The sequence below is a fragment of the Roseovarius tolerans genome (genome assembly GCF_028885395.1).
GTDB lineage: Bacteria > Pseudomonadota > Alphaproteobacteria > Rhodobacterales > Rhodobacteraceae > Roseovarius > Roseovarius tolerans.
Genome location: NZ_CP118494.1, coordinates 2717664 through 2740037, shown reverse-complemented (window position 1 = coordinate 2740037; position 22374 = coordinate 2717664). Strand labels below are relative to the sequence as shown.

The window sequence follows — 22374 nt, the reverse complement described above, 5'->3', positions numbered from 1 at the left end:
GCTGATTTTCTTGCCTGCGTGGGCTGGCCGGGACAGTATTCTGTTCAGAAAAAGGATCAGGGGGACGGCATGGATCGGTGGCTTGCAGGGGTATTGACGTGCATTGGTGCTATCTTGCTGGGGGCGGCGAGTGTCATGGCGTGCACATTACCGGACATGCGGACCGACGTCGCCCCTAAGCCGGAACATGGCGGCCCGGTTCAGGTAGACGCTTCCTTTACGGTGCTCGACATGCTGGGCGTCGATGATGTGAGCCAGCAAATCAATGTCGACATCGGCGCGATGCTGGTCTGGCGGGATCCACGATTGCAATCGCTTGAAGGCTGCCGGTTCGCCCGATCACAGGTTTGGACGCCCGACATCATCTTGCGGAATTCGTCCAACCTGCGCACCACGCTCAATAACGCGCGCGATCAGGTGGTGATCGGTGCCGAGGGTCGCGTGACCTACCGGCAGCGGTTCTTCGGCGAGATTTCGACCTATCACAACCTGCGCAGTTTCCCATTTGACGCACATGACTTCACCATCACTTTCATGCCGGTCGAAACCGGCGTCGAGACGCTGAAATTCGTGCCGGATCAGGCGAATACATGGCTGTCCGACAGGTTCAATATTTCGGGTTGGCACGTCACCGGTCTGACGCTTGGGGAAGAGAGCGCGAAACTGCGCGAGACCGGGCGCAGTCTAAGCATGCTGCACCTGACCATCGCGGCGGAACGCGAGGTCAACTACTACCTTTTCCGGATCATGCTGCCGCTCTTCTTCGTGGTTGCGATGTCCTGGGTGATCTTCTGGGTGCCGCCAAGCAGGTTCGAGTTTCAGATCGGTCTCGGGGCAACGTCAATGCTGACGGTGATCGCCTTCAATCTCGCGGTCGCCGGGGCCCTGCCCCCGCTAGGCTATCTGACGGTTCTGGACCAGATCCTGATATGGTCCATCGCGATGGTGTTTCTCGCCATCGCCGAGGCGCTGGTGACCGGGCTTCATGTCGTGAACGGCAAGGAAGCACGTGCGCTTCAACTTGATCGCGTGGCGCGCGTGGTCTTTCCCATTCTGCTCATTGGCGGATGGGCCGCACTCGCGTTGCGGGGTATGCGCTGAGCCGCGTAGCTTTGGGCGCGGTCACTCCGGTCCCGGGCTGACGCGCCATCCGCCGTCTGCCGTGCGACAGCGCCACGTGCGAAAGGTGGCAGGCTCGGGCCGTTTAACCGTGCTGACCCTGTGCACGAGTTCGGCACAGTTCCCGTCGATCCGACCCAGCGTGACCGCCCCCTTGGAGCGGCTCGCAGGGTTGCTCCAGCGGCGCGCGTCACCGGTTTGCCCAAGCGGCTCGACCAGTTGGCTTCCGGCTTTTTCCATCGCCGACAGGTCGCTCTGCGACAAGCCTGAGTCGTAGAGGATCTTGCCAAGACTACGCGCCTGTGCCTCGCCCGATCCCATCAATGGCAGCGCCAGCAGCGCCGCGGACAGGAGTATTTTCGCTCTCATAATGAATTCCTTTCGAGATTGTCGCTTCCGGTGCTCATCGTATCGCCGGTTTCTCCAGCCGCAAGGCCATCACGATCAGCGCCGCCCCGCTGCCCAGAAGTTCCAGCGACAGGATCACGCCCAGTTGCAGCGTAACGCCCAGCAGAACAAGCGCACCCAGCACAATCGACAGCGCACCCGCCACAAGCACCGCCCAGAACAGCGGATCGGTCTGGTAACGCCGTCCGATCCAGAGCTTGGCCAGCCCGCCTATAACCAGCAGCCCACCCAGAAACCAGCGCAGCAGCGTGCCATCGCCGATCGGTCCGATCAGCAGCGACAGGCCCAGAAACAGCCCCGCCGCCGCAAAGAGCGCGGCTCCGGCCCGTTCGCGAAAGGCCGAGGATTTCCAGGCTGCGCGTCCCTGCAAAAGCCCCATCAGCACCAACGCCCATCCCGCGATGGTGGTCGAGGTGATCTGCGCGGCATTCGGATTGATGAGGCCCAGCACACCGCCCGCCAACGCGACCAGCCCCGCCAATAGCCACCATAGCCAGTTTTTCATCACCGCCTCCTCAGTTTGTCTGGTCCCGGGCGGCAAGGCCCAGAACGATCAGGGAAATTCCGTTCGAAATCAGCTCGATCGCCAGCAGGATACCCAGAACCACCGCCGCTGAGAACGGAAAGCTCGTCAGGATCATCGCGCCCAAAGCCAGCGAGATGATCCCCGACAGGATCAACACCAGCCGGAGCCCGCCACCCGGTAGTCGAAACGCGAAGATGATCCGCAACACGCCGATGAACAGCATCAGCAGCGCCACCACGACCGTCAGTTGCAGCACGCCCTGCAACGGGTTGCTCACCAGATTGACACCGATGGCCAGAACCGCAGCGCCCAGCACGAGCGACAACAACCGCGAGCCCCAGCTGTCATCGGCAAAGATCGAGACCAGCATGAGCGCACCGATGGCGATAAAAAGATACCCGGTCAGAAGTTCCGCCGTCAGCGTCGCTGCCAGCGGGTTCAACAGGGCGATGAGGCCACCGATCAGCGACAGGGCGCCGATGCCGAGCAACAGGATGGAATTCTTCATTGTATGTCTCCCGAAACTGCTAAAATCTACGCCTCCGAAGGCTCTGCCACCAGATCGAAACTCTCGAGCCGCAACCGGTCGCTCAGCCACAACAAAATCCGCTCCGCCAGTGACAGCGCGGCTCGCTCTTTCATCACTTGCCGCGCCAGTGCGGGTTTGTTGGTGATCAGCCCGTCCACGCCCATCGAAATCATCCGCGACATGGCGCGCGGGTCGTCCACCGTCCAGACATAGACCTGCTTGCCTGCCGCATGCGCGCGGCGCAGTAGATGCCCTGAGACCTGCCCGGTATTGACCGCCAGAAATTCGGCATCGAGCGCGCTCAGATCACCGATTGCCCGCGCCGCGAGGATGCCCATCGGCCAGTCCGGGCGCAGGGCGCGCATCTTCGCCACACCCGCCCGCTTGAGCGACATGATCATCACGTCATCCGCCATGCCGGTCTCTTCGACGATCTGTGCAACACGCTCTTCCAGCCGCTCATCATGGCCGTAATACTTCAACTCGATCAGCACTTGGCCGCGCCCCTTGGCCACCTCCAGCACGTCGCGCAATGTGGGCACCCGGGCCTCCGCATAGGCGGGATCGAACCAGCTTCCGATGTCGATCTGCGCCAGATCCTCGGGCATCGCGTTCCAGACCTTGAGCGGCACGCCCGCCTGTTTCATGAAATCGCTGTCATGGGTGACGATCACGGTGCCGTCGGCGATCTCCTGCACGTCAATCTCGACCCAGTCGGCGTGATCCTCGAGCGCTTTTTCCACAGCGGCCAGCGTATTCTCGGGCCGTGCCGCCGCCGCCCCGCGATGCGCGATGACCTCGACCGCCTGCGGTGCCGCAAGACGCCCCGCCAGATCGCCCAGAACCGTAACCGCGCCCAAACCCGCCACGCCCGCCGCGATGGCAAGCCCGGTCAGAACCAGTGCAGCGCCGCCCGGCGCGCTGTCCTGCTGCGGTGCCAGAACCTTGGGGGCTACGCTGCGATGCAAATCATCCAACAGCACCGCCAGCGCGCCGTTGGACACCGCTGCCAGAACCGCATTGGCCAGCGACCAAAGAGCGAGCGTAAGAAGCGCGGCCAGCACGACCCCGGTGAGGCTTGGCAGCGCCAGCGCCTGCGCGCCCGACCCGAAAACGCCAATCAGCGCCGCGACCCCGGCGGCAAGCGCCAAACGCAGCGCAAGCCAGCCAAGGATGCGCCGGATCACCGCGCCGCGCCGCGCGCCCAGATGTGCCTCGCTCTGCGCAAAGCAGTCGCGCGCGGGCACCCCGTCGATCAGCCGCAGATGCAGGGCCAGCGCCCAGCCCGATAGCCGACAGACCAGCAGCCCCGCCATGATCAGGACGAGCGTGCCGATCGCACCTGCAGCCAGCAGAAACTCCGGCGGCCAGTAGGTCAGGTAATAGTTGATGTCGTGCGCCCGAAGTGTGAGCACCGCCACCGCCGCGCCCAACGCCAGAAACGGCAGGGCCAGCAGCGCCACCCGCAGCACCAGCCGCAGAGCAACGCCAAACACCGCCCCTAACCGGGGCAGCACTAGCCTCCAGACCGTCGCAAGCGTGGGCCGGAGCCCAGTCACGGGCTGCCGCAAGGCCGCCGTCATCAATGCAAGATCGAGCACCGCTGCGACAATCAGAACGCCCGCCACGGCCAATGCGCCAAGCGCCCCCAAGGGGGATAGCACAAAGCCCGCGATATCCTGATCGGTTAGCGCCGGATCACCCGACCAGCGCAGCGCAAGGCCGAGGATCACCCCTGCAAGCGGCAGCATCAGAACCGAGACAGCCAACCGCACACTCAAATGCAGCGCCGTGAACAGCAGCACGTCCGACAAAGCACGACGATAGGCCGGAAGGACCGCGTGCAGCCCCACCGGTCAGGTCTCCGCTTCGGTGGATTTGTGCCCTTTCAATCTCTCCCGCAAGGATTGGAATATCACGTAGAGCGCCGGGATCACGAAGATGCCAACCAGTGCCGCCGCCAGCATGCCGCCTGCCACGCCCGTGCCGACGGCGCGGCGCGACAGCATCGAGGCACCTTCCGCCGTTACCAGCGGGATAAGCCCGGCGATAAAGGCGAAAGATGTCATCATCACCGCCCGGAACCGCGCGCCCGCGCCCTGCACGGCGGCATCGAGAATGGTCTCCCCCGCCTCGCGCCGTGCCTTGGCGAATTCCACGATCAGGATGGCGTTCTTCGCCGCCAGCGCCAACAGCACCACCAGCCCGATCTGCGCGTAGATATTAAAGGGCAGCCCCGCCAAGAGCAGCGCCGCAATCGCCCCCGCCACGCCGAACACCACCGATAGCATCACCGGCACCGGCACTGTCCAACTCTCGTAAAGGGCCACAAGGAACAGATAGGCAAAGAGCATCGCAAGCACGAGGATCATCGTCGTCTGCCCCGCCGCCTGCTTTTCCTGCAACGCGGTGCCGGTCCACTCGTAATCAAAGCCCGGCGGCAGATTGGCCTCGGCCACCTCTTCCATCGCCGCCAGCGCGGCCCCAGATGACAGACCCGGCGCGGGGTTGCCGCTGATCTTGGCGGCGCGCTGATTGTTGTAGCGCGAGAGCGACATCGGCCCGGTGATATAGTCGGCACGGGCAAATGCCCCGATGGGCACCATCTTGCCCGAGGCACTGCGCACCTGAATCCGCGCGATATCGTCCACCGCGTCGCGATACTCGGGTGCGGCACTCATCCGCACCTGCCACGAGCGGCCGAACAGGTTGAAATCGTTGATATAGGCCGAGCCGAGCGTCGGTTGCAGCGCGGCAAACACGTCCGAGACAGGGATGCCCAGCGCATAGAGCCGCTCGCGGTCAATCTCGAGGAAAAGCTGCGGGCTGTTGGCCGAGAAGGTGCTGTAGACGCCCGACAGCGTCGGGCTGCCATTGGCGGCGAACGAAAGCCCCCGCGCGGTTTCGGCAAGTTCCTGCGGCGTGCGCCCCTGCGTGTCGAGCAGTTGCATCTCGAAACCCGACCCGGTGCCAAGCCCGGCGATGGGTGGCAGGTTGAACGCGATCACCTGCGCCGACCGGATCGCCGCGCCCTGCCGGATGGCCTGCTCGATCACGTTGAACACGCTTGTCTCTTCGCTCGTGCGTTCGGCGAATTCCTGCATCGACACAAGCGCAAAGGCGGCGTTCGACTTGGTGATCCCATCAAGCAGCGAGTAGCCCGCAACCGAGGTGACGGACTCGACCCCCGGCAGACCCAGCAATATCTCTTCGACCTCGCGCTGCGCCGCGATGGTGCGGTTGACCGAAGCCGCCTCGGGCAGGCGCGTCTCGACGATGAACGAGCCCTGATCCTCGGACGGCAGGAACCCCGTCGGCACCGCCTTAAACAGCCCGCCGGTCAGCGCAATGGCCCCGATCAGCAGCGCCAGCCCAAGCACCGCCCGCCGCGCGATGGACCCGGCGATCCGCGCATAACCGTCGCGCGCACCGTCGATGCTGCGAGAAATCCGCCCCATTATTCCCTTTTTCGGCCCGTGATGCGGCTTGAGCAGGATCGCGCAGAGCGCGGGCGACAGGGTCAGCGCGTTGATCGCTGAGATCACCATCGACACCGAAACGGCGACTGCGAATTGCTGGAACAACTGCCCGGATATTCCCGGAATGAACGCCACCGGCACAAAGACCGACAGCAACACCAGCGTCGTTGCGACAATCGCGCCGGTGATTTCGGACATCGCCGCCGAAGAGGCCTCGGCCGGGGTCATCCCGGGGTTTTCCTCCATCTTGGCCTCGACCGCCTCGACCACCACGATGGGGTCGTCGACCACGATCCCAATGGCCAGAACCATTGCCAGAAGCGACACGGTATTGAGCGAAAAGCCCATCGCCTGCATCACCGCGAAACTGCCGACCAGCGCTACCGGCACGGCAATCAGCGGTACCAGCGTGGCGCGCAGCGAACCCAAAAAGATGAACACCACGATCACCACGAGGACGAAAGCCTCGATCAGGGTCTTTTGCACCTCGTGGATGCTTTCCTTGACGAAGGTGGAGCTGTCCGAGACGATGTCATAGGCCATGCCGTCGGGGAATCCTGCTGCCACATCCTGCATCATCGCCTTGGCGGCGTCGGCGGCGGCAATGGCGTTGCCACCCGGCGCAAGATAGAGGCCGATCAGCGTCGCTGGCTTGCCATCAAAACTGGTCACGACATCAGAGCTTTTCTCGCCCAGCGTCACCTCTGCCACATCGCGCACCCGCACGACGCTGCCATCGCTGCCCGCGCGCAGGATGATCGCACCGAATTCCTCGGGGCTCGACAGCCGCCCCTTGGTCGAGAGGTTGAGCTGCAACCCCGGATCCTCGGTCACCGGCTGTCCGCCGACGCGCCCGATGGCGGCCTGAAGGTTCTGACTGCGCAGCGCAGCGCTCACATCGGCGGGCGTTAGGTTCAGCGCCGCGAGCCGGTCCACATCCAGATTGACACGCATCGCAAATTCATTGGACCCGAACATCGAGGCATCGCCGACCCCCTCGACCCGCTTGAGCCGGTCCATGAGGTTGAGCCGGGCATAGTTCGTAAGATCACGGCCCGTAAGCGCGTCACTCTCGGCATAAAGTGCGATGCCCATCAGCAGCGACGACGATTTCTTGGCGACCTTCACGCCGGTCTGACGCACCTCTGATGGCAAGAGCGGCTCTGCCAATGACACCCGGTTCTGCACGTTCACCGTGGCGATATCGGGATCGGTGCCCACCTCGAAGCTGATGCTGAGGATATAGGTGCCATCCGCGCCCGAGGTCGAGGACATGTAGATCATGTCGTCGACGCCCACGACCTGATCCTCGATCACCTGTGCGACGGTCTGCTCCACCACCTCGGCCCCGGCCCCGGGGTAGGCGGCGGTGACCGAGACCTGCGGCGGCACGATATCGGGGAACTGCTCCACCGGCATCTTGGTCAGCGCGATGAACCCGGCAAGGAAAAGGACAATGGAAATCACCCCGGCAAAGCGGGGGCGCTTGATAAAGGTATCTGCCAGCATGGATCAGCCCTCGGGTGCGGCGGCATCGACCGCGCTGCCGGGGCGAACCTTGTTCACGCCCTCGGTGATCACGCGCTCGCCCTCGCTCAGGCCCTCGGCGATAACGGCAAAGCCTTGCGCATTGCGGCGCACGGTGACGCGGCGCTGTTCGGCCACATCGCCCTCGCCCACCACAAGCACAAAGGCCCCCTGAATGTCTCGCTGCACCGCCTGCGCCGGGATCGCCAATTCGCCCTCGGCCGTGTCAGAGGTCAGCGTCACGCGCACCAGTTCACCATCTAGCAAACGCCCATCGGGATTGGCGAACCGTGCGCGCAGCGTCACGCTGTCGGTGCCCGAATTGACCCGGCTGTCCACGAAATCGATATCGCCCGGCGCGTCATAGACCGTGCCATTGGCCAGCGTCAGGCTGACCGCTGCCTCTTTCGAGGCCTCGCCGCGTTCGACCCGTTCGAGGAAATCCCGCAACACCGCGGTCGGCACCGCGAATTCGGCATGGATCGGATCAAGCTGCACCAACGTCGCCAGCGCGCCTGCATCCGGCCCGACAAGCCCGCCTTCGTCCACCGCGCTGTCGCCGATACGGCCCGCGAAAGGCGCCTTGATCTCCGTATAGGACAGGTTGGTGCGCGCCCGGTCGAGTGACGCTTCGAGCCGCAGCACATCCGCCTCCGCGGTCGCAAGCGCGGCCTCCGCCTGATCGAGACGCGCCTGCGCCCCGGCCTCGCGCGCGACGAGTTCTCCCTGTCTGTCCCGTTCGATCTGCGCCAGATCACGCTGCGCCTGCGCCGCGCGCAGCGCACCCTCGGCCTCGCGCGCCGCCGCCTCATAAAGATCGCGCTCGATGACGAATAGTGTCTGGCCCTGCGTCACCTCGACACCCGGAGCAAATCCGATCTCCTCGATCACGCCAGACACGCGCGCGACAAGCGCCACCCGGCGATTGGCATCCAGACGACCGTTGAAATCAGAGGTTTCCGCAAGATCGCGCGTCATCGCCTCGACTGCAACCACGGCTGCGGGCGGCGCGCCTTCCTGTGAAATTACGGCACTGCCAAGGGATGCGACAGCAACTGACAATAAAAGTGTTCTAATCTTTTTCACCCCATCAAGCGCAAAATCGCTGCCCGAACGATACCCGATAGGTCTCAGGAGTCACCTGAAAACGTGCATTCTCAATTTTTGCTGAACGCCCTGTTCAAACCTCGCTCATGAGAATGGCGTTTGGCCACGCGCTCAGAACCACTACCGAGGGCAGGTCCGACGTTCGTTCGAAATCGATAGACCCACACCTTGGGCCACTAGCGAAGTTGATCGCGCCGGGGATCGTGCCACCCTGAAACCAGTCGGGCGTCCGGCTGTCCACGACCACTGACCCTGGGTCTTGTAACATCTCCAGAAGCTCAAGCCCCCCGATCGTTGACACGTCCGGGGCCGGGCTCATCGCCTGGATGCAGAATTCCGGACACTGGCGCGAGGTGCGTGCCCACTGGCCGGTAATCTCGTTAGAAGGATCCTGAACGCGGCCGATCACTTGCGGGCCACTTTCGGTCTGCACGGTCACTTGAGGCATCGATTTCGTGATCCCCACTGTAGGGTCAGCCTGCGCCGCACCAGCGATAAGTGCGGCCGAAAAAGCAGTGGTGAATGTCTTCATTCTTTCCTACAGTCTGAGTGCCCACACAGCGTGCGCGACGCTAGTCGACTATTCGCTAACCCGTTGCACCTCCAACTCACGGCAAGCACCGTGGCTGTGGGACATGCATCAGAGGATCTGGCTGAGAAACTCCCTGGTGCGGGGGTCCTGGGCGTTCTTGAAGAAGGTCTCCGGCGGGCCGTGTTCGACAATGATACCGCGATCTGTAAAGTAGATGTGGTCTGCGACCTCTCGGGCAAAGGCCATCTCGTGGGTGACGAGGATACAGGTCATCCCCTCTTCGGCCAGATCCTTGATGGTCTGCAGGACCTCACCGACGGTCTCGGGGTCAAGTGCTGCGGTGACCTCATCGAATAGCATCACGTCAGGCTGCATTGCCAAGGATCGTGCGATAGCGACACGTTGTTGCTGCCCTCCGGAGAGTTCGCCGGGATACGCACCTTCCTTGCCCTCGAGACGGACCTTTTTCAACAACGCCCGTGCGGTCGCTTCAGCCTTTGCCTTGTCCTGTTTCAGCACGCGCACCGGTGCCATCATGACATTTTGCAACGCGGTCTTGTGCGGGAACAGGTTGTATTGCTGAAACACCATGCCGACTTTCTTGCGCAACTCCAGCTTGTCCAGGTTGGGGTCGTTCACCTCTTGCCCCTCGACGAGGATAGATCCCTGCTGAATGTCGTTGAGCGCATTGACGCAGCGGATCAGTGTCGATTTGCCGGACCCTGATGGGCCGATGATGCAGATCACATCACCTTTCATCACATCAATCGATACGCCGTTCAAAACCTTGAGTGTGCCAAAGGACTTGTGGACGTCCTTCAGTGAGACCATCGGTTCGGCAGGGGTCCAACTCATTTCATTTCCTTAGTTGATGACTGCGAATTTGCGTTCCAGCCGAACGGTGAAACGTGCGATGGGATAACAGTAGGCGAAGAACAAAAAGAGGACGAACCCGTAGAACGGCGCCAGCAATTCAGGACGACCGCCTTCTGCGGCGAGCGCCTGTCCGGTCAGGGTCATGACCTCTGAAACGCCGACGATCGAGGCCAGAACCGTTGCCATCGTCAGAACGGAATAGAGATTCATCCAGGGCGGCAGCATGCGCTTGACGCATTGCGGCAGGATGATCAGCCATAGAGTTTGCCGCCGCGAATATGCGAGGCTTTCAGCGGCTTCCCACTGTCCGCTGGGCAGTGATTTGACAGCCCCGCGCACGATCTCGGAGACATTCGCCATCACCGGCAGCGACAAGCCAAGAATGGCTTTGAACCAGTCGGGGAACGGTATTGAAACGCCCAGCAGGTTGATCTCGAACGGTAAAAGGAACATCGCGAAGAACAGCAGGACCAGCCAAGGGGCGTTGCGAAAGAACTGTGTGAGGAACCAAGAGACGCCGCGTGTCGCCCGTGAGAGCGATATCTGTCCGAGCCCCAGCAACGTGCCGAGCGCCGTTCCGAGGGCCATCGCGAGAAATGAGATGGCGAGATTGAAGATGAAGCCCTGCAACAACAAGGGCACCCAATCGAGAAGAACAGCAAACGGGGTCAACAGCGGCACGCCTGCCTGAGCAAAGGCAAGGGATGGCCCGAAAAAGACCAGAAGTGCGATCACCACGATGTGCCAGGGTCGAAAACCGAGCAGCGGTTCCGGCTCGCGCGGTTTGAAAGGCTTCATCACTGGAAGGTCGGTCTTATAGCTCATTAGCCAAACCCCGGAATTCTCATCGCGCGCTCCCAACGGTTCATGCCGCCCACGAGGATGCCGACCAAGACAAAATACGCCAGAAGGAGGAAGATCATCATCTCGGTGACGTTCACGTTGTCGGACCATATTTGGTTGGCCTCGTAGAGCATCTCGGGCACGGCAATCGCATAGGCGAGTGTGGTTGTCTTGACCAGGTTGACGAGGTTGTTGTTGAGCGCCGGCAAAACCACCCTGAACGCCAGAGGCAGCGTCACATCACGGTAGATCTGCAGTCTCGAAAACCCGAGAGCCTCTGCCGCTTCGACGGTGGATTTCGGCACCGCCTCGATCCCAGAGCGGAATATCTCGACATTGAAGGCCCCGGCGAAGAAGGACAGCGATATCGCCGCCCAGGCGAAACTGCCCAGAATCGGCGATTGGCCGCCCCAGTCATTCTCCACCGTCGGCAGCATAGTCCCGATGGCGAAATAAAAGAAATATAGCTGAACCAGCGGCGGGGTGTTGCGAAAGAGCTGAATATACCCGTTGACGATACGACGGGTCCATTTGAACGATGACCCTTGCAGCCACGCCCCGACCACCCCGATGAGCACTGAAAAGAACAAACAGACCAGCGAAAGCCGGATCGTCGTGAAGAATCCGTCGATCATGCGATTGCGGTCATACGCATCGTAAAGAAATGGCAGGTTTATGCCGGTTTCGTCGTAGAGAACACGAAACCATTCAAAGATGACGTCCATGTCGGAGGCGCTCCGGGGCAGAATTGGCTGGCGAAGCAGAAGGCTTCGCCAGCTGTAGTTTACTTGAACTTCGCGTGCATCGCTTCGGCGAACGGCGTGTTGGCCACGCCCCACTCCGTCTCAAGCTCAAGGATACGACCGGATTTGTGCCATTCGGTGATCATGTCGCTCATCAGGCTCGCGAACTCATCCTCGCCCAACTGGACGGCCAGCCCCCAGGGCGCGTCGTCGATCGTCTTGAGCGGCATTTCGTAGTCCGACCATTCGGGATCATTTGTTTTTGCGACAATTGCACTGTCATCATAGACAAACGCGGCGCAATTGCCGGCCTTGAGAGCCGAATACGCCTCTGCCGTGCCCGTAAAGGCGACGATCTCCGCACCATAGTTCTGCGACGTGGACTTATTGTAGAATGCCCCCTGAATGCCGCAGACAGGCTTGCCGCGCAGGTCTTCCCATTCTTCCAGGCCGAGGCTCTTGAGCGCCAGGATGTTCGTTCCGGAGGAGTAGTAATTGGGGTCTACGATGTGCACGACCTTGCGACGATCTTCGGTGTCCGTCATCGTCGCGATCATCAGGTCGATCTTGCCCTGCTCCAGAAATTGCATCCGGTTCGAACTGACGACCGGCACATACTCAACCTCAACCCCCAGCTTGTCGGCAACATCCTTGGCAAGATCGGGCTCGATACCGATGATGTTGCCGGATGAATCGAGAAAGCCGTAGGGCTTGTAATCGGCCTTGACGCCCACGACGAGTGTGCCGCGTTCCTTGATGGTGTCGAGCACATCGGCGGAGGCCGCTGTAAGGCCCATGGCCGATAAAACAAGAGCTGACGCGAGGGTGTTCATGGTTGTCTTAATCATTTCAATCTCCCTGAGTTTTTTCACCGTTGGTCGGTTGTAGTTCCATCAGTTCGAAACTTAGACATTACTTCAACCCTGAATCTGGCAAATTCTGACTCTAGATGTCAGAATTTCGCTTGCCTGACACGTTGCGGAGCGTGTTGCGTTAAGCCGCTTAGACAAGGCGATACTTTGAAGAGATTGTAACAGTAGCAGTCGCTTAAGAGATCGGCTTGGCTTTCAGCCTGTTGTCAGATCAAAGCGAGACCTACTGCTTTTTGTCAGAACGTGAACGGCCGACACTGATTGGTGACTTGGCCTATCCTCCCAGAGCAGGGCGTGACCAAGGCAATCTAGGTGGGGCCGTTGAGAGGGGCCATGGCGGGTATGCTCCGGTTGGCGCGCCGTGTCTGGACTCGGCCAGTTGGCTGGCCGTTGGATGGGATGGCGCTGGGATCAACCGAACCCATTGTGGCCGCACGTGGGATTGGGGCGACCAGGCGAACGGCGTGTGCCGCTCCCGGTCGTTGGTTGCGACGCCATGGTCCATCGGTGCAGTTCGCTGCCGCGAGAAGAGACCATTGCCGATCGCAATCGCCAGCACGATCAGCGCAGCGCCCGGTATCAGGCCCGGCCCCGCAGTTTCGCCCAGAAGCACCATCGCAATCAGGATCGCAGCGAGCGGCGAGAAGGATGTGGCGAGCGAAAGCTCAGAGGCGCGTGCGTGTTTCAGTGCCATGTTCCAGGCCAACTGGCCCAGCACGATGACCACGCCTGCATAGAGCCAGATCCACTGCCACAGCAGCGGTGAAAGAATGTCGCGGAACACCTGCGGGCCGTAGAGCGCCGAGACGAGCACGAAATAGATCGCCGCGCCCACGACGGTGCGATAGATCGAGAAGATCCCGAGCGGGATATCGCGCAGGCTCACTCGGGTCACCAGCGTCGAGGCGACGTAGGACAGTGTTGCCGCCACGGTGGCCCATTCGCCGGTGCCAAGCGCGCCGACCCCGCCACCGTCGCGCGATCCGATCATCACAACGGCACCGGTCAGGGCGATCAACCCGGCCGTCATGGTGCGACGGCAGACCCGCTCATTCAGCACCAGCCAGGCGGCCAAGAGAAAAAGCGGCGGCTCGATCCGCGAGACCAGAACCACGTTGGTCACGCTGGTATGGGCCAGCGCGTAGAAGAACAGCCCCGGCGTCAGCGCTGAGGACAGAAAGGCCGAGAGCGTCAGCATACGCCAGTCGCGGCCGGTCAGCCGCGCGATGTTGGCACGGGTCCAGTCGCGCCGGAACAGGAAAACCATCGGGATGACCGAGAGAAGCGAGCCCAGCAACAGCAGGTTCATGTAGGTTATGGCGTTGCGCCCTTGGTTGACTGGGTTGGCCTCGCCGATGTCGACCAGCAGTGCCACGATGGAATTCGACGCCGCATAGATGAGCACTGCGGTCCAGGCACAGATCAATCCCCAACTCGCCATTGGCAGGCGGCGGATGGCCAGACAGATGTCTGTTGTTATGGGCCGTCTAAGGTTTATTGCGTTCTGCATCGTTGCTCCTCAGGCCCGGGATTTCGGGCAGGGTCACAACGAAGCACGCAGGACGGACGATGAAAGTTTCAGGCTGGCCGCTGAATGCCGTCATCTCGGCGCGTGTGGATTATATGAATCCGGAACCTGATTTCCTTGGAATTCGCGCTTGCTTCGGTAAGGGTGCAATCAGCAAAACGACACATAATCAACACTTGGCGCAGACGTCGAACCGTGGCCTTGTGGATGCATGTCCGGTCTGAATTCGCGGCATTGTCCTTTGGACCATGCTGTTAGATTGGAGCGCGCTCATGTCACCCTTGCATTTGCACACAGATCAAGCGGCGTGCCGGCCGATCTTTTTGTAATGTGCTGCGATCTCGGAGCGCGTTGTGAGCCAGATGGAGTCGTCCTCCTTGCAGAGGCTTGCGATTTCGTCGATGGCCCAGGCGGCAGCGGGGCGACCGTAGCAATGGCCATGTGCAATGATGTCGAGGATGAGCGTTTCCGCAGGCTGCGACCGCAATCCGGTCAAGGCGTCGTGAAACATCTCGACGAATTGCGTCGGGGTGCGGCCGAAACGCATGGCGTGCGGCAGGTCGTTGAACTCGATCGACATCGGAATTGCCAGAATGTCGCCATTCTCGAACTTCTGGAGGTAGGGAAGGTCGCCATCGAGCACGTCGCCGTGCCAATGATATCCGTGGGCGGCAAGCATGCTTTGCGTCGCTGTCGATGATGTCACTCTGGGGCTGATCCAACCGGTGGGCCTGCGTCCGATTGCGGCTTCGATTGCCGCCGTGCTGCGGATGATCGAGCGCTCTGCGTCGTCAGCGGAAAGCGTCGGAAAGATCATGTCCTGGGCAAGGCCGTGGCCGACGATATCATGACCTCGGGCCGCGTAGGTGCGGAGCTGTTCGGGAAAGGTCTCAGCCACCAGCCCGGAGGTCATCAGCGTGACTGGAACCTCGTGGCGTTCGAGAATCGAGACAAGCCGTGGGATGCCGTGAGTGGCGTTGTAGCGCCCGTAGCTGTCGGCATTGGGGTCAAATAGACCGTCGCCGAGTATGTTGCCCATCGGCCCAACCCCGGATGTCACCCCTGGTGACCACATCTCGTAGGCAAGGTTGAATACCACGGCGATCCGACGGTTGTCGGGCCAGAAAATATCCGGTGCCAGATGTCGTGTCTCAAATTCGATCTGGGTCATGCACCTCTTCCTTCTTGCGCCACTTGCCGGAGCAGAGCTGGCTTTGTTCAAGCTTACGGGGTGACTCTGCCTGAGAAAACTTCATTTCTTTCAGAGCATCCTGCAGGGATTTCAGTTTGGAACCTGCATGATGTGCAGGTTACAGTGCGACTTATGCACTATTTGCATCGGTTGGCGCGCGTGTAGGCTTCGGTCAGACCTCCGGGACGAGGGAGAGACCCGGACGATCATCAAAGGGAGGAAAACCGATGACCATGACTTTCACACGCAGAGCGGTTGGCGCCATGCTCACCAGCATAGCCCTGACCGGTGCCGCGCATGCCGCCGAGATCGAGCTGAAGCTGGCTTGGCTCACGGCTGACAGCCCGACCGATCCCTATGCGATCACCGCCCATGCCTTTAAGGACGAGCTGGAGGCGGCATTGCCCGGACGGGTCGAGGTGCAGCTGTTTCCGAACCGACAGCTGGGCGACGACAAGGAGATACTCGAAGGGCTGCAATTCGGTACGATCGACATGGGGATCATCACCAACGCCGTGGTCGCCAATCTCGAACCCAGCTATCAGCTTGTCGATCTGCCGTTCCTCTTCGGCAGCGCCGAGCAGGCGCATGCGGTGCTTGACGGAGAGGTGGGGCAACAACTGGCGACCAACCTGCGTGAGCATGATGTCGTCTCTCTGGGGGCGGCCGAAGGCGGCTTTCGCAACATGATCAACAACACCCGGCCCGTGCGCACACCCGAGGATGTCGAAGGCGTGAAATACCGCACCATGCAGAACCCCGTTTTTATCGAGATGTTCTCTTCGCTCGGTGGCAGCCCGGTGCCGATGGCCTGGGGCGAGGTATTCACCGCGATGCAGCAGGGCACCGTTGACGGGCTCGAAATCCCAACTTCGGTGGTGAACTCCAACAACTACGCCGAGGTCACCAAGTATCTCAGCTTCACGCGGCACACCTACTCGGCGATCCATCTGCTGATGTCGGAGCGCAGCTTCGAGAATTTGCCCGAGGATGTGCAACAGGCGGTGATGGAGGCCGGTGAGGCGGCGATTGCCAAACAACGCGATGCGGTCGCCGCAGCCGAGGCGGACGTGGTCGCGGCGCTGAAAGAGAAGGGCATGGAAATCAACGAGATCGACGATGTGGGCGCGTTCCGCGCCAAGGTCGGTCCGGTTTACGAGCGCTTCGAGGCGACCATCGGTGAAGAGCTGCTCGACAGTGCGCTGCAAGCCGTGTCGTCGGACTGACGGCACCAAACGAGGCACGCGTGCGCAGGATCGCCCTAGTCCTGCGATTCAGCTTATCTGCGGATAGAGGTGGGCGAGTTTCATGCGCGCGTCCTCGGTTGAGAAGCGCCATTTGACGGCTGTGCCGCCCTGGTTGCGGGGTATTTCCCATGCCCTGGTCTGCTCTTCGAGTTTCCCGCGATCGGGGATGCGGCGGTCGAGGCACTGGCGTGCGAGGGTGCTCAGTTCGCATTCAGCGATGTTGAGCCAGGAGCCGTGTTTCGGTGTGTAGTGCCATTCGAACCGTTCTGCGATCCGGCGGGCTTCGGCCGGGTCGAACGCCTCGTAGAGCGAGGCTGGCCGGTGGGTGTTGAGATTGTCCTGCACCAGAACGATCCTTTCAGCCTCTTGGAAATGGGTATCGGCCAGGTCCCGCAGAATATGGGCATAATCGACGGCCGTGCGCCGCTCGCGAACGGCGACATGACGCCATCCTTCCAGAGGCGCAAACAGCATGAACAGGCTGGCCACGCCGGCGCGCTCGTATTCATAGTCGAAGCGCGCGTCGCGGCCGGGCCCCATCGGGATTGGCGTGCGCGTCTCATTGGTCAGTTGCTTGCTCGTCTCGTCCAGACAGACCAGCGGGCGCGCCGGATCATGCGGGCGCGTGTAGACCTCCAGCACATCTTCCATCGCCGCGACAAAGGCAGCGTTGGCCTTGGGCGGGATCACCCAGTAGCGGCTTCGATGCGGTTTGAGCGCGTTTTTTTGAGCACGCGCTGGATCGTGCTGTCGCTGGCTGCCTCCACGATGCCCAGTTCCACCACCCGTTTTTCCAACAACCGCAAGGACCAGCGCGCATGGCCTTCGGGTGGTTCCGAACAGGCCAGTTGCAGCAAGCGCGCCTCCGCTTCCCCGTCAAAGATCCGGGGCGTTGGCGCCGTCTCGCGCTTTTTGCGCGCCAGGGCCGCTTCCAGACCCTCCTCCACGAACTGGCGGCGCGTGCGAAGCACCGTCGACGCGCTGGTGTCCAATGCCGTAGCAATCCGCGCATTATCCCAGCCGCCATTTTCCACAGATGCGTCCGCCTTGAGCAAGATCCGTGCTTTCAGCAGCCGGTAAGCAGCATCCCGACCGGTCCGGATCATCCCCTCAAGGAACGACCGCTCATCAGCACTCAACCGAACCACATATTTCACCAACGGCCCTGTTTTCGTCATCTCAATCACCTCTCGACCATTTTCGACAGTGATTCAGAGAAATGTCCTCGTGTCAAATAACCTGAAGCTGAGGACTAGTCATTGAAACCACGAGCCGCGTGACTTCGCGCCTCGTGGCCAATCTCTGCGTCGGGCTGATCTTTGTGATGCTGGGCCTTCTCGTGACACAGGTGCTGATGCGCTATTTCCTCGGAGCGCCGCCGAGCTGGACCGAGGAACTGGCGATCATTCTCTTCGCCTGGCTGGTGCTGCTTTATGCCACCGTCGGATTGCGTGAGGGCTTTCACGTCGCTGTCGAGTCGATTCCGGCGCAGTTTGAGCGGTTGCAGGGATGGGCCGACCGGCTGGTGGCCGCTCTCGCGATCCTGTTCGGCTGGGTTACGCTCACCGCCGGGATTGCCTATGTCGGGCGCACGGCGGGGCAACTCACCGCCGCGCTGCAAATTCCCATCGAGGTGCTCTATCTCTGCGTGCCGGTCTGCGGGGCGCTTTTCATCCTGCATGGGCTGGCGCGGCTGGTCACGCCTGCTGACCCCGAGAAGGCCGCCGCATGAACACTACCCTTCTTGTCCTGACGCTTGGCCTGCCGCTGATGCTGGTGTTGCGCGTGCCGTTGGCCTTTGCCATCGGCCTGGCCACGATAGGCGCGCTCTGGAGCGCCGATATCGACATGATGATATTTGCGCAGCGCATGGTTTCGGGCACGCAATCCTTCAGCCTGTTGGCAATACCGTTTTTCATTCTCGCCGGTGACCTGATGACGGCGGGCGGTATCTCGCGTCGGCTGGTGGGATTCGCCGACGTGCTCGTGCGGCACCGCACCGGGGGGCTGGGCATGGTCGCGGTTCTGGCAGCCGCCTTCTTCGCGGCGCTCTCGGGCTCCGCGCCCGCGACCACGGCGGCCATCGGGGCGATCATGATCCCGGAAATGGAAAAGCGCGGCTATTCGCGCGCCTTCGCCACAGCCCTCGCGGTCGCAGGCGGGATCATCGGGCCGATGCTGCCGCCATCGATCCCGATGGTGGTCTGGGGGGTGATGTCGGAGACCTCGATCAGCCAGCTGTTTCTCGCCGGTATCGTGCCGGGCATCCTCTTAGCGCTCGGCCTCATGGCGCTCTGCTGGCATCACGCGCGCAAGCATGACATCGCGCCGCAACCCAAGGCGACACGCGCCGAGGTCTGGGCCGCCTTCAACGCTGCGAAATGGGCGCTTTGTGGGCCGATCCTCGTGCTGGGTGGCATCTATGGCGGGATCGTCACGCCGACCGAGGCGGCCATCGTCGCAGCGGTGTTTGCGCTGGTGCTGGGCTTTGGCGTTTACCGGGAACTGACGCTGGACAATATCGTTCCGGTCACGCGCGGATCGCTCAAGACCATGACCATCGTCATGTTCATCATCGCGCTGGCCAACGGTTTCGGCTGGGTCATGGCCTTCGAGCGCATCCCCGGTCAGGTGACACAGGCGATGGAAGGCTTTGCCGACACCCCGGCGCTTTACCTGCTGCTGGTGAATCTGCTTTTGCTGGTGATCGGCTGCGTGATGGACAATCTCGCCGCGATGATCATCCTCGCCTCTTTCCTCATTCCCATCGGAGAGCAGCTTGGCATGGACCCGGTGCAGTTCGGGGCGATGGTGGCGATCAATTTCACCATCGGCATGGCAACGCCGCCCTTTGGCTACACGATCTTTGTGGGGGCGGCGATCAGCGGTCTTCGGATCGGCCAGATCGCGCGGCCGCTGATCCCGATGCTGGGGGTGATGATTGCGGTGCTTCTACTGGTTGCCTTCGTCCCGCAGGTGACGCTGTCCTTTGTAAGCCTCATGCGGTGATGCGATGGTGAACCTGCGCAATTTCGACCTCAATCTGCTGGTGATCTTCCGCGCCATCATGGCACGCGGCTCCATTGCCGGGGCCGCGGAGGAAATTGGCTTGTCGCCCTCGGCGGTCAGTCATGCGCTGGCCCGTCTGCGCGTCATGCTTAACGACGAGCTGTTCTTTCACACCGCAGAGGGGGTGCGCCCCACCGACCGCGCGCGAGAGTTGAGCGCCGATATCGAACGTGGACTAGGCTTCATCTCGACGGCGATTTCGCTGCAACACCAGTTCGTGCCCTCCGAGGCGAAGCGGGTTTTCACCATGCAGGTCGCTGATTACGTCTCAGGTTTTCTGCTGCCACGGTTGGCCGAGCGGTTGCAGGTCGAGGCGCCCGGCGTGTCGTTCGACATCCTGCCGTTTTCGATCTCGCCCGAGAGCGTCTGGGACAGGGTCGATATGCAGGTGCGCCTCACCCCGGGACGACTTCAGCCCGAGATGGTGCGCTCGCAGCGGCTCTTGGCAGATGAGATCGTCGTGCTGATGCGCCGTGACCATCCGCGTGCGAATGATCCGATGACGGCGGAGCTTTATGCCGAACTTCCCCATGTTAAGCTGTCGCAATCGGCCACCGGAACCACGGTAATAGATGACGCACTTGCCGCGCGCGGCCTGGAGCGGCACATGGCGATGACCGTGGCAAGTTGGTTCGAGATTCCCGATATCGTGGCCAAGTCCGACCTGATCGCAATCGCGCCGCGTCGGCTCTTCTCGCTCGACCCACGCCTGCGCAATCTCAAGGCGTCACCCCTGCCACTGGAAGAAGTGGTGTTCTCGTTCGACCTCTGCTGGGATCTCAGGACCGAACGCGAGCCGGGACAGAAATGGCTGCTCAAGGTTGTGTCGGATGTCTTCAAGGAGATCCGCACGTGAAGCAGCCCGCCTTTGACCTGCGAGTTGTCCGGCTGCCGTAGCGCAATTCCAGCATTCGTTTGGTGAGTAGGCGGCGTGGATTTAGTCGAAATCCTTGTCGAGGTGCTGATCGCAGCTGCTAGCTGACCCATATCCACGAGGTGGTCTATGAAGAGCCTGAGCTTTTGCGGCATGGGTTTGACCGGCGGCCAGACGACATGGATCGGCAAGCCGTGTGGGCGGAGGTCCGGCAGAACCTGAACCAACCGACCCTCCTTGATATCCCTGTGAACGATAAACATTGGTAGAAGCGCTATGCGAAGTCCGGCACAGACCATGTCGCGCATCGCCTCGCCATTGTTGGTGACAAGATGCGAGGGTCGGGGAGGCCGAACATGCGGCTTGAAACGCCAGATGTCGCCGATCCGTCGGTTCAGAGAACGGATCGTGGCATGCTCCGAGAGCTAAGCCGGGTCAGTGAGCGGGCCATGACGCTCAATATAGTCGGGGCTTGCGACGATGGCGCGCCGATCCTCGCAGAGCTTGCGCGAGAGGAGCGTGCTGTCGGACATCTCACCTAGACGAATGCCAACGTCATGACCCTAGCGCGCCAGATCGACCATGGCGTCGTCATAGTCGAGGACGATCTCCAGTGCGGGATGTGCCCGGGCAATTAAAGCATTGATCGGGCCAAGATGATGGATGCCGAAGCTCATCGGTGCCGATATGCATAGCTGACCACGCAGTTCCTTGACGTCAGAGACCGCACTTTCAGTCGCATTGACCAGGTGCGCGAGCGCCGGTCGCAGCCGCTCGGCGAGTGTCAGCGCCGAATCCGTCGGTGTGATGCGTCCTGCGTGGCGTGTGAAGAGGGCTGTTCCGAGGGCTGTCTCGAAGTCACTGATCCGCTTGCTGATCACGGATTTCGAGACATCCACGCGGATTGCAGCGCCCGAAATCGAGCCTGCATCGATAACCACGAGAAAGGTCTCGATTTCGTTGATCGTCCACCGCATTTTTTCTGATTTCGGCATGGATCGATCATGCGCAATTTTCAAACGCTGTGTGCTGCGATGCGATGTAGCCACGCCGAGCGTCGGCTTGGCACCAGCGATAACACTCGAACATCTGCAACTTGCGGTTCTAACCAAGACAAAGAACTAGAACATTATATCGCCTCTCATCCCGCCACACTTTCCCAATCTCACGCTTGCTATAGCGAAGACATGCAGCGCGTGCTGCGTCACAAATGAGAGAAACAGCGATGACCAAGAGACCGCATCAGGACACCCGGCTGGCGAAATATGTCGCACGTAGGGTGTTGGAGTTGAAGTCGAAGAAAACGCAGTCCGAGATCGCCGCGCAGGCCGGATACCCGAACGCAAACATGGTGAGCATGGTCAAGAGTGGTGCCAGCAAGCTCGCACTTGACCGGGTGCCGTCCATGGCGCGCGCCTTGGAGTGTGACCGGGCCTATTTGATGCGTCTCGCCTTGGAGCAGGCCGTTGGACAGACGGCGGCAGCGGCAGTCATCGAAATCTTCGGCACGCCGGTCAGCGAGCACGAGCGCGGCTGGATTGAGGCTATCCGCACGGCCTCCGACAACAGCGATCCGCGCCTCACCAGCCGCTCACAGGCGGCGATCAACGCGATTTTTGGCCGCTGAAGGAGATCCAGAACATGGAAGACCTCACCGAAAACGAGCGCGCCTGGGTGGAGTTCCTGCGGACGATCAGTCTTGGTCGCGACCCTGGACCGACCCTGTGGCGTGTGCAACTGCTGCGCCGCGTCTGCGAGACCAGGAGGGCATAGGAAAGAGAATTGCACCCCTGCGCAACCAACATCCACTTGAGCGCTCATTGGGGCCAACCCAGCCGCTGACGACTTCTTCGATGTAGATTTTTCAGGCAGGCTGAAACTCTTTCGCTGGCGCATCCGTATC

Annotated in this window: 23 protein-coding genes and 1 pseudogene; 8 read left to right on the top strand and 16 right to left on the bottom strand. The window is 61.4% G+C overall.

The annotated features are described in order from the left end of the window. The first annotated feature begins 156 nt into the window (after positions 1-156). Positions 157-1101: a ligand-gated ion channel gene (locus PVU19_RS13485; protein WP_160316364.1), complete on the top strand. Its 945-nt coding sequence runs from the start codon at positions 157-159 to the stop codon at positions 1099-1101. Between the two features lie 21 nt (positions 1102-1122). Here the strand turns inward: PVU19_RS13485 and PVU19_RS13480 are convergent, their stop codons facing one another. From PVU19_RS13480 to PVU19_RS13425, 12 genes are all read right to left on the bottom strand, one after another. Then, complete coding sequence (locus PVU19_RS13480) at positions 1123-1488, bottom strand: hypothetical protein (RefSeq protein WP_050663007.1); 366 nt, start codon at positions 1486-1488, stop codon at positions 1123-1125. 34 nt (positions 1489-1522) lie between these two features. Continuing rightward, complete coding sequence (locus PVU19_RS13475; protein ID WP_050663008.1) at positions 1523-2032, bottom strand: DUF308 domain-containing protein; 510 nt, start codon at positions 2030-2032, stop codon at positions 1523-1525. Positions 2033-2042: 10 nt separating this feature from the next. Beyond that, complete coding sequence (locus tag PVU19_RS13470) at positions 2043-2561, bottom strand: HdeD family acid-resistance protein (protein ID WP_050663009.1); 519 nt, start codon at positions 2559-2561, stop codon at positions 2043-2045. Between the two features lie 26 nt (positions 2562-2587). Then, positions 2588-4435: a glycerophosphodiester phosphodiesterase gene (locus PVU19_RS13465; protein WP_050663010.1), complete on the bottom strand. Its 1848-nt coding sequence runs from the start codon at positions 4433-4435 to the stop codon at positions 2588-2590. A gap of 3 nt (positions 4436-4438) precedes the next feature. Next, positions 4439-7570, bottom strand: coding sequence for an efflux RND transporter permease subunit (locus tag PVU19_RS13460; protein ID WP_050663011.1), 3132 nt, complete (start codon positions 7568-7570; stop codon positions 4439-4441). A gap of 3 nt (positions 7571-7573) precedes the next feature. After that, on the bottom strand, positions 7574-8584 hold the full coding sequence (locus tag PVU19_RS13455; RefSeq protein WP_152911644.1) for an efflux RND transporter periplasmic adaptor subunit: 1011 nt from the start codon (positions 8582-8584) through the stop codon (positions 7574-7576). Between the two features lie 184 nt (positions 8585-8768). Beyond that, positions 8769-9227, bottom strand: coding sequence for a rhodanese-like domain-containing protein (locus PVU19_RS13450; RefSeq protein ID WP_050663013.1), 459 nt, complete (start codon positions 9225-9227; stop codon positions 8769-8771). Positions 9228-9335: 108 nt separating this feature from the next. Then, positions 9336-10082, bottom strand: coding sequence for an amino acid ABC transporter ATP-binding protein (locus PVU19_RS13445; protein WP_050663014.1), 747 nt, complete (start codon positions 10080-10082; stop codon positions 9336-9338). A 9-nt stretch (positions 10083-10091) separates the two neighbouring features. Beyond that, positions 10092-10901, bottom strand: coding sequence for an amino acid ABC transporter permease (locus tag PVU19_RS13440; RefSeq protein ID WP_274789920.1), 810 nt, complete (start codon positions 10899-10901; stop codon positions 10092-10094). 26 nt (positions 10902-10927) lie between these two features. After that, positions 10928-11671 carry an amino acid ABC transporter permease gene (locus PVU19_RS13435; RefSeq protein WP_050663016.1) on the bottom strand — a complete coding sequence of 248 codons (744 nt, stop codon included), beginning with the start codon at positions 11669-11671 and terminating at the stop codon, positions 10928-10930. A gap of 59 nt (positions 11672-11730) precedes the next feature. Continuing rightward, positions 11731-12522, bottom strand: a complete 792-nt coding sequence (locus tag PVU19_RS13430; RefSeq protein ID WP_050663017.1) for a transporter substrate-binding domain-containing protein — start codon at positions 12520-12522, stop codon at positions 11731-11733. A gap of 313 nt (positions 12523-12835) precedes the next feature. Beyond that, positions 12836-14071, bottom strand: a complete 1236-nt coding sequence (locus tag PVU19_RS13425) for a DMT family transporter (RefSeq protein ID WP_274789778.1) — start codon at positions 14069-14071, stop codon at positions 12836-12838. Between the two features lie 59 nt (positions 14072-14130). Here PVU19_RS13425 and PVU19_RS13420 point away from each other — a divergent pair, with 59 nt between their 5' ends. Then, complete coding sequence (locus PVU19_RS13420; protein WP_274789777.1) at positions 14131-14313, top strand: hypothetical protein; 183 nt, start codon at positions 14131-14133, stop codon at positions 14311-14313. Between the two features lie 74 nt (positions 14314-14387). Here the strand turns inward: PVU19_RS13420 and PVU19_RS13415 are convergent, their stop codons facing one another. Next, positions 14388-15260 carry a polysaccharide deacetylase family protein gene (locus tag PVU19_RS13415; RefSeq protein WP_274789776.1) on the bottom strand — a complete coding sequence of 291 codons (873 nt, stop codon included), beginning with the start codon at positions 15258-15260 and terminating at the stop codon, positions 14388-14390. Positions 15261-15544: 284 nt separating this feature from the next. Here PVU19_RS13415 and PVU19_RS13410 point away from each other — a divergent pair, with 284 nt between their 5' ends. Then, positions 15545-16507: a TRAP transporter substrate-binding protein gene (locus tag PVU19_RS13410; RefSeq protein WP_274789775.1), complete on the top strand. Its 963-nt coding sequence runs from the start codon at positions 15545-15547 to the stop codon at positions 16505-16507. A 48-nt stretch (positions 16508-16555) separates the two neighbouring features. Here the strand turns inward: PVU19_RS13410 and PVU19_RS13405 are convergent. Further along, positions 16556-17706 (bottom strand): IS630 family transposase gene (locus tag PVU19_RS13405; protein WP_274789773.1). Its coding sequence is split into 2 segments (ribosomal slippage): positions 16556-17256 and positions 17256-17706, totalling 1152 coding nucleotides; the frame shifts between segments, so codons are not numbered across the junction. Positions 17707-17804: 98 nt separating this feature from the next. On the opposite strand from PVU19_RS13405, the gene PVU19_RS13400 reads away from it, so the two are divergent. Genes PVU19_RS13400 through PVU19_RS13390 form a run of 3 tightly spaced genes read left to right on the top strand, consistent with a single transcriptional unit; the run spans position 17805 to position 20453 of the window. Continuing rightward, positions 17805-18260 carry a TRAP transporter small permease gene (locus tag PVU19_RS13400; RefSeq protein ID WP_050664444.1) on the top strand — a complete coding sequence of 152 codons (456 nt, stop codon included), beginning with the start codon at positions 17805-17807 and terminating at the stop codon, positions 18258-18260. Further along, a complete protein-coding gene (locus tag PVU19_RS13395; RefSeq protein ID WP_050664443.1) occupies positions 18257-19537 on the top strand; it encodes a TRAP transporter large permease in 1281 nt (426 codons plus the stop codon). The genes PVU19_RS13400 and PVU19_RS13395 overlap by 4 nt, the downstream gene beginning before the upstream one ends. A 4-nt stretch (positions 19538-19541) precedes the next feature. Next, positions 19542-20453 carry a LysR family transcriptional regulator gene (locus PVU19_RS13390; RefSeq protein ID WP_050664442.1) on the top strand — a complete coding sequence of 304 codons (912 nt, stop codon included), beginning with the start codon at positions 19542-19544 and terminating at the stop codon, positions 20451-20453. Positions 20454-20644: 191 nt separating this feature from the next. On the opposite strand, the pseudogene PVU19_RS19405 reads toward PVU19_RS13390, so the two are convergent. Then, positions 20645-20770 (bottom strand): annotated as a pseudogene (locus PVU19_RS19405) (hypothetical protein); the annotation flags it as partial. A gap of 264 nt (positions 20771-21034) precedes the next feature. After that, positions 21035-21466 carry a LysR family transcriptional regulator gene (locus PVU19_RS13385; RefSeq protein ID WP_274789772.1) on the bottom strand — a complete coding sequence of 144 codons (432 nt, stop codon included), beginning with the start codon at positions 21464-21466 and terminating at the stop codon, positions 21035-21037. Between the two features lie 230 nt (positions 21467-21696). Between PVU19_RS13385 and PVU19_RS13380 the strand changes: the two genes are divergently transcribed. Next, positions 21697-22098 (top strand): hypothetical protein, encoded by a 402-nt coding sequence (locus PVU19_RS13380; RefSeq protein WP_050664440.1) that lies wholly within the window; start codon positions 21697-21699, stop codon positions 22096-22098. 14 nt (positions 22099-22112) lie between these two features. Then, positions 22113-22244, top strand: coding sequence for a hypothetical protein (locus PVU19_RS13375; RefSeq protein ID WP_268785361.1), 132 nt, complete (start codon positions 22113-22115; stop codon positions 22242-22244). The last annotated feature ends 130 nt before the right edge of the window (positions 22245-22374 follow it).

Excerpts from the sequence above, each read along its gene's own strand:
- PVU19_RS13375 (WP_268785361.1), top strand. The coding sequence starts at position 22,113 with ATGGAAGACCTCACCGAAAACGAGCGCGCCTGGGTGGAGTTCCTGCGG.
- PVU19_RS13475 (WP_050663008.1), bottom strand. The coding sequence starts at position 2,032 with ATGAAAAACTGGCTATGGTGGCTATTGGCGGGGCTGGTCGCGTTGGCG.
- PVU19_RS13485 (WP_160316364.1), top strand. The coding sequence starts at position 157 with ATGCGGACCGACGTCGCCCCTAAGCCGGAACATGGCGGCCCGGTTCAG.
- PVU19_RS13450 (WP_050663013.1), bottom strand. The coding sequence starts at position 9,227 with ATGAAGACATTCACCACTGCTTTTTCGGCCGCACTTATCGCTGGTGCG.
- PVU19_RS13390 (WP_050664442.1), top strand. The coding sequence starts at position 19,542 with ATGGTGAACCTGCGCAATTTCGACCTCAATCTGCTGGTGATCTTCCGC.
- PVU19_RS13425 (WP_274789778.1), bottom strand. The coding sequence starts at position 14,071 with ATGCAGAACGCAATAAACCTTAGACGGCCCATAACAACAGACATCTGT.
- PVU19_RS13480 (WP_050663007.1), bottom strand. The coding sequence starts at position 1,488 with ATGAGAGCGAAAATACTCCTGTCCGCGGCGCTGCTGGCGCTGCCATTG.
- PVU19_RS13385 (WP_274789772.1), bottom strand. The coding sequence starts at position 21,466 with ATGCCGAAATCAGAAAAAATGCGGTGGACGATCAACGAAATCGAGACC.
- PVU19_RS13470 (WP_050663009.1), bottom strand. The coding sequence starts at position 2,561 with ATGAAGAATTCCATCCTGTTGCTCGGCATCGGCGCCCTGTCGCTGATC.
- PVU19_RS13445 (WP_050663014.1), bottom strand. The coding sequence starts at position 10,082 with ATGAGTTGGACCCCTGCCGAACCGATGGTCTCACTGAAGGACGTCCAC.
- PVU19_RS13435 (WP_050663016.1), bottom strand. The coding sequence starts at position 11,671 with ATGGACGTCATCTTTGAATGGTTTCGTGTTCTCTACGACGAAACCGGC.
- PVU19_RS13415 (WP_274789776.1), bottom strand. The coding sequence starts at position 15,260 with ATGACCCAGATCGAATTTGAGACACGACATCTGGCACCGGATATTTTC.
- PVU19_RS13440 (WP_274789920.1), bottom strand. The coding sequence starts at position 10,901 with ATGAAGCCTTTCAAACCGCGCGAGCCGGAACCGCTGCTCGGTTTTCGA.
- PVU19_RS13430 (WP_050663017.1), bottom strand. The coding sequence starts at position 12,522 with ATGAACACCCTCGCGTCAGCTCTTGTTTTATCGGCCATGGGCCTTACA.
- PVU19_RS13395 (WP_050664443.1), top strand. The coding sequence starts at position 18,257 with ATGAACACTACCCTTCTTGTCCTGACGCTTGGCCTGCCGCTGATGCTG.
- PVU19_RS13410 (WP_274789775.1), top strand. The coding sequence starts at position 15,545 with ATGCTCACCAGCATAGCCCTGACCGGTGCCGCGCATGCCGCCGAGATC.
- PVU19_RS13420 (WP_274789777.1), top strand. The coding sequence starts at position 14,131 with ATGAAAGTTTCAGGCTGGCCGCTGAATGCCGTCATCTCGGCGCGTGTG.
- PVU19_RS13460 (WP_050663011.1), bottom strand. The coding sequence starts at position 7,570 with ATGCTGGCAGATACCTTTATCAAGCGCCCCCGCTTTGCCGGGGTGATT.
- PVU19_RS13380 (WP_050664440.1), top strand. The coding sequence starts at position 21,697 with ATGACCAAGAGACCGCATCAGGACACCCGGCTGGCGAAATATGTCGCA.